General features: G+C 39.9%; 11 protein-coding genes. 10 read left to right on the top strand and 1 reads right to left on the bottom strand.

Translation table 11 applies throughout. From position 1 onward, the window contains the following. Positions 1–72 precede the first annotated feature (72 nt). From GTW09_RS03765 to GTW09_RS03800, 8 genes are all read left to right on the top strand, one after another. On the top strand, positions 73–909 hold the full coding sequence (locus GTW09_RS03765; protein WP_163110202.1) for a flagellin N-terminal helical domain-containing protein: 837 nt from the start codon (positions 73–75) through the stop codon (positions 907–909). Positions 910–1793: 884 nt separating this feature from the next. Then, complete coding sequence (locus GTW09_RS03770; protein ID WP_163110204.1) at positions 1794–2633, top strand: flagellin N-terminal helical domain-containing protein; 840 nt, start codon at positions 1794–1796, stop codon at positions 2631–2633. Between the two features lie 774 nt (positions 2634–3407). After that, positions 3408–4244 (top strand): flagellin N-terminal helical domain-containing protein, encoded by an 837-nt coding sequence (locus tag GTW09_RS03775; RefSeq protein ID WP_163110206.1) that lies wholly within the window; start codon positions 3408–3410, stop codon positions 4242–4244. Positions 4245–4328: 84 nt separating this feature from the next. Then, positions 4329–4811, top strand: coding sequence for a flagellar protein FlaG (locus GTW09_RS03780; protein ID WP_239059268.1), 483 nt, complete (start codon positions 4329–4331; stop codon positions 4809–4811). A gap of 12 nt (positions 4812–4823) precedes the next feature. Beyond that, positions 4824–6254 carry a flagellar filament capping protein FliD gene (gene fliD / locus GTW09_RS03785; protein ID WP_163110211.1) on the top strand — a complete coding sequence of 477 codons (1431 nt, stop codon included), beginning with the start codon at positions 4824–4826 and terminating at the stop codon, positions 6252–6254. Positions 6255–6267: 13 nt separating this feature from the next. Beyond that, the gene (gene fliS, locus GTW09_RS03790) at positions 6268–6696 is read left to right on the top strand and encodes a flagellar export chaperone FliS (RefSeq protein ID WP_163110213.1); all 429 of its coding nucleotides are present in this window, start codon (positions 6268–6270) and stop codon (positions 6694–6696) included. Further along, positions 6693–7013 carry a hypothetical protein gene (locus GTW09_RS03795; protein WP_163110215.1) on the top strand — a complete coding sequence of 107 codons (321 nt, stop codon included), beginning with the start codon at positions 6693–6695 and terminating at the stop codon, positions 7011–7013. Before fliS ends, GTW09_RS03795 begins: the two co-directional genes overlap by 4 nt. Beyond that, the gene (locus GTW09_RS03800) at positions 7010–10357 is read left to right on the top strand and encodes a 6-hydroxymethylpterin diphosphokinase MptE-like protein (RefSeq protein ID WP_163110217.1); all 3348 of its coding nucleotides are present in this window, start codon (positions 7010–7012) and stop codon (positions 10355–10357) included. The genes GTW09_RS03795 and GTW09_RS03800 overlap by 4 nt, the downstream gene beginning before the upstream one ends. Positions 10358–10455: 98 nt before the next feature. Here GTW09_RS03800 and pseG read toward each other — a convergent pair whose 3' ends face one another. After that, positions 10456–11520, bottom strand: coding sequence for a UDP-2,4-diacetamido-2,4,6-trideoxy-beta-L-altropyranose hydrolase (gene pseG, locus GTW09_RS03805; protein WP_163110219.1), 1065 nt, complete (start codon positions 11518–11520; stop codon positions 10456–10458). A gap of 385 nt (positions 11521–11905) precedes the next feature. Here pseG and pseI point away from each other — a divergent pair, with 385 nt between their 5' ends. Then, complete coding sequence (gene pseI, locus GTW09_RS03810; RefSeq protein ID WP_163110221.1) at positions 11906–12955, top strand: pseudaminic acid synthase; 1050 nt, start codon at positions 11906–11908, stop codon at positions 12953–12955. Further along, positions 12955–13527 carry a GNAT family N-acetyltransferase gene (locus GTW09_RS03815; protein ID WP_163110223.1) on the top strand — a complete coding sequence of 191 codons (573 nt, stop codon included), beginning with the start codon at positions 12955–12957 and terminating at the stop codon, positions 13525–13527. Before pseI ends, GTW09_RS03815 begins: the two co-directional genes overlap by 1 nt. Position 13528 lies beyond the last annotated feature (1 nt).

The raw sequence follows: 13528 nt of genomic DNA on the forward strand, positions 1-13528 counted from the left end.
TGGCTACTAAAACAAAACGTCGGAAAATCCGACAGCCAGCGCACGCTGGACTGAGAGTGTAGGAGAGACTTTATGTCTATGTTCGTCAATACCAATGTATCCTCATTGAATGCCCAGCGTCAGTTATTTGATGTTAGCAATTCTTTGAATACGTCATTTGAGCGTTTGTCGTCAGGCTTTCGCATCAACAGTGCTGCTGATGATGCTGCAGGCTTACAGATTTCAGAGCGAATGACTTCACAAGTTCAAGGTCTGAACCAAGCGGTTCGAAATGCAAACGATGCAATCTCACTATCGCAAACAGCGGAGGGGGCGCTCGAAGAAACAACAACAGCACTTCAAAGAATACGCACCTTGGCAATCCAGTCACAAAACGGTATAAACAGCGATTCTGATAGAGAAGCACTTCAAAAAGAAGTTGCGGCCTTGAGAACCGAAATTTCACGTATTGCAACTGATACAGAATTTGCAGGTGTGGATGTCCTGAGTGGAAGCTTCTCTGCGGCCTTCCTCGTTGGTGCAAATGAAGGCCAGACAATATCAGTGAATTTGTCTTCAGCGAAATTGGATGTAGGTGGTTTTAGTGCTACTGGTCTAGGCATTGCTACGGGGGATGTCTTGGACGCCGGTAATGCTTCTGCGCTAATGGCTGCTGTAGATACTGCTATATCAGGTATCGGAAGCGTACGCGCGACTTTAGGTGCGCTTCAAAACCGTTTTCAGTCAACCATTCGTAACTTGAGCAACATCTCGGAGAATGTTTCTGCTGCGCGTTCGCAGATTAGAGATACTGATTTTGCGACGGAAACTGCTAACCTGACGCGTAATCAGATCTTACAGCAGGCTAGTACTACTGTATTATCTCAGGCTAATCAACGTCCACAAGCCGCGTTACAGCTTCTAGGGTAATCTTTATCATCCGCCGACTTAGGCGAGGATGAAGCCAGGGGGTAGTGACCCGGTGCTTTATATCTTTGTTACAAGCCAGTAATTAAACATAGTTTGATCACTGGCTTTTTTGTAGCCAGTCAAAAAAAGGTTATCGAACACAACACCATATTTGTACTTTCCTCTGAAAACCCTTTCTGCCATTTCCAGCTTGTATTTAGCTTTCCACTAACTTTGATTATTGATACCCCTTTTTTACTGTCGCGCCTAATTAATACACGGGGTGTAAGAACCAAAATCCATATTTCCCTGCAGTTGGATAACATTTTTTTGTTATTGATTGTTTGTAAAAATGTGAAAAGTAGAGGTTTATTTTAATCTAGCTATTTTTTTATCCAAGAATGAAAAAAAGGCTAAAGGAAAATCGTGAATAGGACGATAACTATTACAAAGGGAAGGTAAAGAGTGTTTTTGCTTTCCAAGTGCTAATAAAAACAATATTAAGGCACTAAAAAAGACTCTATTTACGTAAAGCAGATAAAGTAATTTTAATTAAAGGTTAGGAAAATCAATGTTTTGATATGTTAAATTCGCAATTTAAAAAGTTCTAAAGTAATTGCGTTTTAATGTCGATAAATATAAAGGTTTGTTAGCAAGGTGGAACTGCTGACTGGCGAGAATGAAGCCAGGAGGTAGTGAGAGGTTTGAGGTCTGGAACATCAATCTCACCAGCCAGCAAAGAGAAGAGAACTTCTCGTTTAGCAAACTTTATCAGTAGTGTGCTGATAAAGCGTCAGACAAAGTCTGATAATGCTTTTGAAGCACTTAATGTGCCAAGAATCTAATACAACGCGCAGATAAAAAAACCAATAGCGCAATCACTCGAAACTGTTAGGAGAGACCCCATGAGTCTATTTGTAAACACGAACGTGTCATCATTAAATGCACAACGTCAACTATTTAATACTGGGAATAATTTAAATACCGCATTTGAACGTCTTTCATCAGGCTTTCGAATTAACAGCGCTGCAGATGATGCAGCTGGCCTTCAAATAACGGACCGTATGACATCTCAAGTTCAAGGACTTAATCAAGCTGTACGCAATGCAAACGACGGGATTTCCCTTGCTCAGACAATTGAAGGCGCTCTTGAAGAAACAACGACTGCTTTGCAAAGAATGAGAACTTTGGCTATCCAGTCTCAAAATGGTATAAATTCTGAGTCTGACAGAGAAGCACTGCAGAAAGAGGTGACAGCACTTCGCACGGAGATCTCGAGAATAGCTACAGATACTCAGTTTGCCGGAGTTGATGTACTCTCTGGTGATTATTCATCTGTCTTTCTTATTGGTGCGAACGAAGGGCAAACCATATCAGTGAATTTGTCTTCAACAAAATTGGATGTAGGAGGGTTTAGTGCCACTGGTCTAGGCATTGCGTCAGGTGACGTATTAAGTGAAGGCGCTGCTTCAGCATTAATGGCGGATATCGATAGCGCGATTTCTGGTATAGGAAGTGTTCGGGCAAACTTAGGTGCGATACAAAATCGCTTTCAGTCAACTATTCGAAATTTGAGTAACATCGCAGAAAATGTCTCAGCGGCAAGATCTCGCATCAAAGACACGGATTTTGCCACAGAAACGGCAGAACTAACCCGCAACCAGATTCTACAACAGGCAACCACAACAGTATTATCGCAGGCAAATCAGCGTCCACAGGCCGCGTTATCACTGTTAGGTGGTTAACTTTGATTTTAGGCGTAAGTTTGGGAAGGAGTTGAGAGGCCATTCCCTAGGTTAGGATGCGACCAAGAGGTCGCACCTTTGAGAAAGCGCCGACTAACAGGACTGAGAGTGTAGAAGCGTTGGTTGAGAGGCCAGTGTGTCCTACTAAACCCTGCCAGCCGACATAAACTAATTTTGCTCAATCTCCTAACGTGAGCAAATTGGCCGAGACAATATGTTTCGGCCTTTTTTTATAATCGCCGAAATACCCCATCAATTTCAAGTTTCAGTAGAGCAATCCCGTAACTCAAGTATTCATAAGCATGCCCCATGCCATGTTCGTAAAGCGAAGCCTAATACCTATCGCTACATAAACAGGGAATACTTAAAATGTTATTTATTTTCATAAATTCTTTAAGTCATTCATTCCCATTTCGTTCAAAATTTGGTCTTAACACCGACATAGACACGCGCGAAATCAATACCTCAGTTGTATTTACGAGCAGGTTAAATCGGCAATCGATTCGTAATACTTAAAGCGTCAAATAAATATTTTCTGAGTTCTGCTATTTTATAACTGGATAAAAATCAGAGGGTTAAAGCTATCATTTGAAATTTTTAAAAGAGAAATAAAAAAAACGCTAAAGAACCTAAAGGTTCAGCCGATACAAATTGTCGAGGGGTAATTTAATTTACTTTTACAAGAGTTTTGGCGGGGGGTAGTGACTCAGCCAATTTGAACTGGATGAGTTTGAGTGTAAGAACTGACACATCGAACTTATAGGAGGTAATGCAATGTCTTTATTTGTAAATACTAATGTGTCGTCGCTGAATGCGCAGCGTCAATTGGCAGGTGTAAGTGATAATCTCAACACTTCATTTGAGCGCTTATCGTCAGGGTTCAGAATAAATAGTGCATCTGACGATGCTGCTGGGCTTCAGATTTCTGAGAGACTTACGTCTCAGGTTCAGGGGTTAAATCAAGCAGTAAGAAATGCGAATGATGCTATTTCGTTGTCACAAACCGCAGAGGGAGCAGTTAGTGAAATTACAACTAACCTACAACGAATACGTACATTAGCAGTCCAATCACAAAATGGTATAAACAGTGAATCCGATAGGGAGGCTCTTCAAAAAGAAGTGGTCGCATTAAGGACAGAAATATCACGGATTGCAACCGATTCCGAATTCGCAGGCGTAAACCTTTTAAGTGGTAGCTTCTCTGCGGCCTTCCTCGTTGGTGCAAATGAAGGCCAGACAATATCAGTGAATTTGTCTTCAGCGAAATTGGATGTAGGTGGTTTTAGTGCTACTGGTCTAGGCATTGCTACGGGGGATGTCTTGGACGCCGGTAATGCTTCTGCGCTAATGGCTGCTGTAGATACTGCTATATCAGGTATCGGAAGCGTACGCGCGACTTTAGGTGCGCTTCAAAACCGTTTTCAGTCGACTATTCGCAATTTAAGTAACATTTCAGAGAATGTGTCGGCTGCGCGGTCGCAGATAAGAGATACTGACTTTGCTGTGGAAACGGCTAACTTAACCAGAAATCAAATTATCCAACAGGCATCTATCTCAGTGTTAAGCCAGTCAAATCAAAGACCGCAAGCAGCGTTGTCCTTACTTGGATAAGCTATAAAATGAGTATAGACTAAATGGTATAGGACTCTCATACAAATGAGAGTCCCTCTATTTTTTGAGTCGGAGGACAAAATTTTGGAAATTTCTAAAGATCCAATTGGACAGCCAAGTTCATATCCTTCAGTAAATCCAACCAAAAGTTCTGAATTACGCGGCACGAATTTTTTAAACGCTGAAAACCCGACCACCACAGAAACACTTGTAGTTATAGGGAAAGGGCTAAAAAGTTCTCCATCAACTGAGCTGGTATCAAGGTTGCAAAGTTCTACTCAAGCTTCTGAGGACAATGCCGATAAACAGTCAAGTAGTCCAGAAAGGACCACTCTTGACAACGCTGTTTCAAACGTAGACTTGTTTCTCAAAGCGCAAAATCGCGAATTGACCTTTTCTATCGATGAAGAAACAGACCGCTCTATCGTTACCGTTGCTGATGCGGAGTCAGGTGATATAATCCGACAAATTCCTTCTGAAGAGGTGTTGAAGCTTGCTGAACGCATTCGGGATTTACAGAAGGATGTTGGAAAAAATCTTGGGGTATTCATTGATAACGAGGTTTAAGGGGAATTTATTATGACAATCCAGTCTCTTGGTGTGGGTTCCGGTTTAGCGTTAGACGATCTGGTACAGCAACTTCTGGAGGCTGAAAGAAAGCCCAAACAAGATCGTTTAAATATCAAAGAAGAGCGTATAGAGGCTGAAATTTCTGGTATCGGACAAATTAAATCTAAATTTTCTGCCTTTGAGGAATCTCTGGATGAACTTCGCAGCGATAATAACCTAAATGGGCGCGAGCCTACAGTAACTAACCCTTCAGAAGATAATGATATATTAAGTGCGGACGCTTCTAATTCTGCTTTGAAAGGAATTTATGAAATCTCGGTAGAGCAACTCGCTTCAGGAAGTCGAATAACCACTGACGCTGGTGCATTTGCTTCAAGCTCTGACGCAATATTATCTTCTGGAAATAGTTCTCTCACGTTTAGTGTAAGCGATGAGAAAACATTTACATTAGAAATCGCGTCTGGAACTACGCTGGCTGCATTTCGTGAACAAGTTAACAGCGCAGAAAACAACTTCGGTGTCACAGCCAATATTATTGACACAGGAACTAGTGCTGGTCCCAGATTAGTTTTCACTTCTAGTGAGTCAGGTTTAGGTAACGACCTCGTTATCAGTAATGATAATGGGGCCCCCGAGCTAGATCGTCTGTCGACTTCAGGCGGAACAAGCAATATTTCTAACGACAATATTCAACAAGCTCGCAATGCTATAGCCTACGTCGACGGCATTGAAGTACAGAGTAGTACAAATAAATTTGAAAATACTATTCAGAACGTTGAATTCGAAGTAAAAGAAGTTTCACCAAAAAATTCAGTAGGTGAAATGCTCACTTCAAAACTCAATATAGGATTTGACAAGGAAGGTTTAGAGCAAAAAATAAAGGATTTTGTCGATAACTACAATTCGCTAATGGAAGAGATTGATACGCTGTCTAGTTATGGAGAGTCTGAACTAGAGGAAGATGGCGCTCTAGCCGGTGATTCGCTTTTGCGTGGAATTCAAACAGGCCTTGCATCAATAGTCGGTGACAACGTAGTTAATTCAGCGCTAGGTGGCCTATTTCAGATAGGAATTGAGTTAGATAAGGATGGAAAGTTGGAGATTGGAAGTTCAGATTTTGGTCTCGGCAGTGGTGAGGACCGCCTCAATGATGCATTAGAGGACAATTTCGATGAGATTGCGAAGTTGTTTACTGATTCCGAAGGTGGCATCGCTACTCGTCTCTATGAATTTACAAGAGAGTATACTTCCTCAGGCGGTCTGTTAAGTTTTCGTGAAAAAGTGGCAAAAGACTCCAGAGATGACGTTTTTAGCGAACGTGAAACTTTAGAGTTAAGAATGCTAAATTATGAACAAGTATTACGGGATAAATATCTCAATTTAGATCAAACAGTCGCGAGATTAAATCAAACGGCCTCTGCGCTTCTGTCATCATTATAAAGTAGGGGGATCTATGTCACTTAAGGGCATAAACGCTTATAAAAAGGGGAATCTCAAAGAAGAGGTTGCGACCGCTGATCCGCATAAATTAACATTGATGTTAATGCAAGGAAGTTTGGATCGTATAGCCTATGCGAAAGGAGCGATGGAACGTAAGGACTTCGTTTCCAAGGCTGAGTATATTTCAAAAGCTAGTTCAATTATTTTACATCTTCGTGATACGTTAGACAGAGAGATAGGGGGAGAGTTTGCTGAGAACCTCTTCGCTCTATACGACTATTTTATAGATAGGCTTAATTATGCTCACGTAAATAATGAAATTCGATGTTTGGACGAGGTTTATAACCTACTATCACCGATCAAAGATGCTTGGGCTCAAATACCTCAAGAAGCTAAGTTAGAAGCTTTTGAGAAGCAGGGTCGAGATAGAGCCGCAATGTGAGTATCCAAAAGGTATCTGAATTAAACCATACCCATACATCTCCTTTCATCAGGGCTCTAAATCTCAAACTAGTCGAGACTCTCCATGAAGACAGCAGTAACTATGAGAAAATTGAAAGATTGGTAGCCCTGAGGCATTTTTTGGTAATTCGGCAATTGAAAAGGCTTGGTGAGGCTGAACAAAAGCTTTTTGCTGAGAAGGAGTTAAGAATCAATGATGACCTGGTTAAGCTTATGACTGATTTGCTTGAAAACGCAAAAGAGGACCTTGTAGAGTTTAAGCGTTCCCATAGGGCGGTGAAGAGATATAAAGAATGATGCTCAAGAATATTAACTTTTACTTAGCTGAGAATGAGAAGCATCAAAATTTTATAGAGAATAAAGTCTCTACCAATTTAAAACAAAACGAGATAAAAAGTTTAAGTGTTTTCAGAAGGCTTATGCCTGCGTTACATGCCAGGATTATCGAGAAAAAAACTAGCTCCAAATCTATCTTTGTAAATAAGGATGAAGAGCTTGATATCGTTGACTTATCGACTGGTACAGCGTTATACGGCGACGATGTTTCTAACAGCATCAAAACTCACCTTCAAATGTTCATTGAGAATCCTCCTAGGTTGACGCACGAAAGTAAGAGCATCAAGAGCCAAAAGTTACCAGAGAACGTTGATGTGCTAGTAATCTTTGGAGTCGGGTTAGGGCTTCACATTTTAGACGTTGTTAAGGCTTTTAAAGTCAAGCATTTAATTATCTACGAACCAAATATTGATTATTTAAGGTGCTCTCTTTATAGCAATATATGGCCCCAAACCTTTAATGTCGCTAAACAAAAAGGAACCATGATTTACCTTCAAAGCGAGATGGACGGTACCAGCATCTTTGAAGATATATGTTCCTTAAATCGCACAACAAACTTTGATTCAGTCTATTACTACCAACACTACCACTCCTTAATTTTTGACGACGTAATAAAGCATCTTAATGAGATGACATTGACTGGTCTCGAAAAAGCACTTGTGACGACACGAAAGCAATTATCATTTATAGATTTTATCACAGAGTGGCCGCCTCTCGTAAGAAGTAATAACTGGTGTGAATCTAATTTGGACCTCAATAGATTCGAAAAAAACTTGAAAGCGTTCGAGCGTTATTTTCCGAATATTGCACAAGATTTTTCTGAGTACACTGCTAATAAGTGGAAGCCATTAGCTAATAGTAATGGAGAGGTTAACGTTTTTCATGTTCAGACAATGGTTCCGTTGTACAGTGAGGAGCCTAAAAGAGACAGTGAGCGCGCAAACGCCCTTTTCAAAAAGCGACCAAACAAAGAAAAGCTCATCTTAGGGTATTCAGGGGGAAAGCTCTCACATTATTCACACTATAAAATGGTAAAAAAAATTCAAGATAACTTATCTGATATTTCAGAAAAAGCCGAAGAGCTCCCCGAGGTGGTGAAATCGTTATTAGTTTTCGGGGTCGGTGTCGGATATCAAATTGAAGAGTTATTAAATGATAGAAAGGTAGAAAAGTTATTCGTTTGTGAGCCCAACAGAGACTTTTTTTATGCATCTCTCTATGCCATTGATTGGAAAAGCTTGTTGGAGAGAATAGATAGAAACCAGCAGCGCGTGTACCTTAACATTGGTGACGATGGAACTAATTTGGTGAGGGATTTGTTAGGCCAGTTTCATGCAATAGGAACTCATACGATAGCGAATACCTATTTGACAATAGGTTATGAAAACCAAGCTCTGTTGCCAGCTATTAATAGGTTGAGAGAAGATCTTAGATTAATTGTTGCCATGGGAGAATATTTTGAGCATTCTCGTTTTAATCTTTCACATACAGAGTGGGCTATAGAGAATGGAATAAGGTTTCAACACAAGCCGAAGGTTATTGCAGGGGCTAGAAACATACTCGATGTTCCTGTATTTGTTGTTGGAAATGGACCGTCGCTAGACAAGCTTTTTAATGTAATTAAATATGAGCGCGAAAACGCCATTATCATATCATGCGGTACAGCTTTACAGGCGCTATACTCAATTGGAATTGTTCCGGATTTTCATGCTGAGATCGAAATTAATCGAGATTCCTTTGACTGGTTAAATCGAATTGATGATCCAGAGTACCTTCGTAAAATTGCTTTAATTAGTTGTGCAGGTGTTCATCCAGATACTTCCTCCTTATTTAAGAGTACATTATTAACACTTAAAAGCGGCGAATCATCTACTTTCTTAACACAAAAAACCTACCGAGAAGATAACCTAATTAGCCTTAGGCATGCATACCCAACAGTTTCAAACTTTGCTGTTAATTGGACTTTAGAATTAGGTTTTAAACAATTATATTTGTTTGGGGTCGACCTGGGTTTTGCAGATAGATCTCAACATCATTCAATGGCTTCAGGTTATTACTCTCGCAAAAAAGGTGAGCTTTATGATTACTTTTTGCATAACGATACATCGTTGCTTGTAAAAGGTAACTTCCAACCACTCGTTAATACAAAGTATGAGTTTAAAATGTCAAAGCTTGTAATGGAAAACTGTATTAATAGTTATCCGAGGGTAGATGCATATAATTTAAGTAATGGTGCTTTTATTCACGGATGTAAGCCGCTTCATAAAAAAGATTTACTTATCACGAGTTCCGATTCAGAAAAGAAAAAGGCTTTAGAGTGGGTTCTAAATTGTAACTTCGCTCAATTGGATACGGTCAATGGAAAAATACTTTACTCAGAATCTTTCTCTGATGAAGATTTGATAAATGATATTGACTCGTTGAAGTTACTTTCGGTGAAAAGCATAAAAAGCTATAAGGATTTAGAGCATTTAATAGAAGAGCATCGAGTTTTATTAAACCAAAGCTACTCTGACCAGAGGTCTAAGTTTTATTTTTTGTTCAACGGTTCCGTAAATTATTTAAACAGCATCCTTACAAAGCTAATGTATGTCTCTGATTTAGAAATAGTGGTCGAAAAATCTTCTGCTGTCATGGCTTTTTGGCAAGAATTTATTAACGCTGCAACTTTAAGCCTGTCAATTTATCCCAGTGAACTCGACTCAATGTCAAGCGCACCTAGAGATCGTCAAGAAGCTCTGTTGAGGCGTTACTTTTCTCAAAATGAAATAGTTCTAGAGTCTAATACGAATAAACACGAATTAATAGAATTTAACAAAACATTGAATATTAAATTTGATGCTGATCAATTCCGACATCACTATCGGGTTGAAATTGTAAAAAACATTTATGACATTAACAACATAACTTCCAAAACTGGTAAAACAGCTTTTATCGTCGATGATGTTTCTACTTTGGAAATGTGTTTAAGCCGCAACGTTTTCATTGATAATAATGTAGTTGTATTCTTTCCCGCTGACAAAACAAAGGAAGGGCATCTTTCAAAACTATTTTATGTTTCTGTTTTGGCTCTAGTTAGCACAAAGAAAGTGCAATTAGTTGTTCCAAAACTCGATGATTTGTCTTGGCTTTATAATTTTGAGGAAAAAACGTTTTCAATTAATCAGAGCAACACTATGACTTATGAAACAAGGGATATGGTCGTTTTTACTTCTGAAGTATTGGAATCAGAAGACTTAGTTAATGGCGCGGGAGATCGATTTTGGTTGTCTTTTGATTATAATTTATCTAATTTGTCCTCCTGAATTCAGCCTGCTACTGGCAGCTTGATACGGAAACAATTGCGTCATGTTGGATTTAGGCTTGTTGATAAACACCACATTATCTGATTGATAAACACACCTCAACTATGCGGCGCCAATTGAAAAGTGTGAATTATTTCCTCACATATTTTTGGTGTGCCTTTCCCTGAAGGTATAATGGATTTGGCGTTATTGCTCATATCATGAAGGATAGTAGGTAAGCGCAATAAATCCGCCATCCGCCCAGCGAGTTGTTTGATTCCTACCTCATCGAAGTGCCCTATATAATCACACACGTTTTTATCTGCTAAACATTGAGAAGTTTCTCTTTGGTTGTCTGCAACACTGATGATTATGGCGGGGAGCCCTGTTACGCACCGTTCCCAGTGCATACTTCCTCCTGCACCTATCATTAGCGTAGCTGTTTGCATTAAGTGAGACATATTTCTGCTATTGATATGAAGATGAACCTTATGAATGGTCTTATTATTGATACACCGGATTTGTTCGCTAATTTCGTTCCGAGCTTTATGGTTATCGTTTATCACCACATTTGCTTCAATACAATTATCGTCCAGTAATCGTAATGCATTAAGCGCAAACATTGTCATATTGTGGGGATCGCTTCCACCAAAGCAGATTAGTATTTGACGAGGAGCTTTACATTGTACTTCTGATAAAGCGTAAAACTCCTCTCTAAGAATTGCGTAGCTTGGCCCTAATAACAAGCGACAACTCTCGTTTACTAACTCGTTGTAGCGATCTTTATAGTTTTCTAAAAAGTTAGTATCAAGCAATAAATGGCAGTCATGCATACGATTCGCTAAATCATCAATAACCATAACTTTGAGGTTACGATTGGTAAGTGTTTGCTCGAATACCCTGTCCAATTGATAGTGGTCAACAATCCAGACATCAGCCTTGATATGGTCAACAGAGCTCTCGACAGTATCAACAACACTGTGCAAGAAGCCATTCTGGCGATACAAGCTAACCAGTAGCTGAGCGGATTTTGTACTGACGAAGTGAAAATCGGCTTTAATTCCTAGTTGTTTCAACCGTTGTTTAAGCCCTATGGCTAAAGTTACGCATCGCATTCCATGCCCTGCGCCTATTGTCTCTGAAGCATCAACACGAAACGCGATGTGCAATGACCTGGTTACCATTGACGTAATAGTCCTTATATTCCTATGTTCTATAGAAAGTGTAACACAGCGGATAGCGAGCATACCTACTTAGTAATATTCAAAAAAACGCAGCAATGAAGAAATTGAGCAAGAAATGGGTGAATTTACACTATTAAGGTAACTGTCAGTATGTGGTGGCAATATATACGGCTAGTTTGGCTGATATGGCTTACTGGGAGCTAAAGTTTTCATACTAATGTACCGATAAAGACACTGTGAATCAGCAGAGAAAAGACGCACTCTGCAAACAAATGAAGAGTTTTTTGCATACGGTAAGTCTTTAAAAGTAAGATACCGGCAAAACAATAAAAAAGCAGTGGCGAATCGTTAATACGTCATTGCGCAATTAAATGGTATTCGTTTTATGAAAAAAGTAAAACTCGGACATCGGTTAGTAGGCGCCTCTCACCCACCTTTTGTTATCGCTGAGTTATCAGGCAATCATGGGCAGTCATTTGATAAAGCTATCGAACTCGTTGATTTGGCCGCTGATTCGGGTGCCCATGCCATAAAGCTCCAAACCTATACACCAGATACGATCACCCTCAATATTCATGAAGGCGAGTTTTTTATTAGTGATCCCAATAGTCTCTGGAAAGGGAATTCTTTGTATAATTTATATGCTAAAGCAATGACCCCATGGGAATGGCATAAAGACATTTTTGAACACGCAAAAAGCAAAGGTTTAATTGCGTTTAGCTCTCCTTTTGATCTTACAGCAGTAGAGTTTTTAGAGTCTTTAGATGTACCTTGTTACAAAATAGCTTCGTTCGAAAATACAGATCATGGGTTGCTGGAAGCCGTGGCAAAAACGGGCAAGCCTGTGATTTTGTCTACGGGTATGGCTAGTCAATCTGAGCTCGCCGAGTCGGTGGAAGTACTACGAGAGAATGGCTGCTCCGAATTGGTATTATTGAAATGTACTAGCAATTACCCGGCCCGTCCGCTAGATGCCAATTTACGCACCATCCCTCATTTGACTGATTTGTTTAATTGCCCAGCTGGACTTTCTGATCATACCGAAGGTATAGGTGTAGCTGTGGCATCGGTAGCCTTGGGGGCAAGTGTTATCGAGAAACACTTTGTTTCAAATAGGAACGAAGGCGGCGTTGACGCAGAATTTTCTCTTGAGCCATTCGAATTGAAAATGTTAGTGGATGAGGTACGGCGTGCATACGACGCTTTAGGGGAGGTTTTCTATGGCTGCACAGATAAAGAAATAGTGTCAAGAATGGATAGACGGTCGCTGTACATTTCGAAAGATATGAAAGCCGGAGAAATTTTAACAAAAGAAAATTTGAGGTCGGTAAGACCTGGGCTAGGGTTACCTACCAAATATTTACCGTTGTTACTCAGCAGAAAAATATTGAAAGATGTTAAAGCGGGCACGGCAATGTGTTGGGAACTGGTATAGTGAAAAAGTTGCAGACAATGTGGCACCAAGAAACAATCAATGCATTTAACGTTGTGTTAAAACCGGTGATGATTGACGACCTTGAATTATTAAGGGAATGGAGAAATAGACCTGATATACGTCAGTATATGTTTGAACAAAATGAAATTTCTTCAGTACAGCAGCGACAATGGTTTTCAAAAGTCAGTGTCGATAAAACACAATTGCAATTCGTAATCTGCTACAAAGAAAAACGAATTGGCGCTTGCAACCTAAAAAGCTCGAATTCGGTTGCGATTGACGCATGTATAAGTGCTGAGTCAGGAATGTATATAGCAGATAACAAGTATCGCGGTACTATACTCGCTTTTTTCGCGGCGCTCGCATTAAATGAGTTTGCCTTTTTAAGCCTTGATTTACGCGCCATTGTTGCAAAGGTGAAGAGAAGCAATGTAGGCGCATTGCGTTTTAATGAGCAACTAGGTTATGTCACCGATGATTACCAGTCGAGTGAAGAGGTGATCAGTTTAACGCTAGTCTCTGAAGCACATCAGCGAGCCGCTAGAAACTTCGCAAGATTTATTAGGAATTAAG

It is taken from the genome of Alteromonas hispanica, assembly GCF_010500915.1.
GTDB classification, from domain to species: Bacteria; Pseudomonadota; Gammaproteobacteria; order Enterobacterales; family Alteromonadaceae; genus Alteromonas; species Alteromonas hispanica.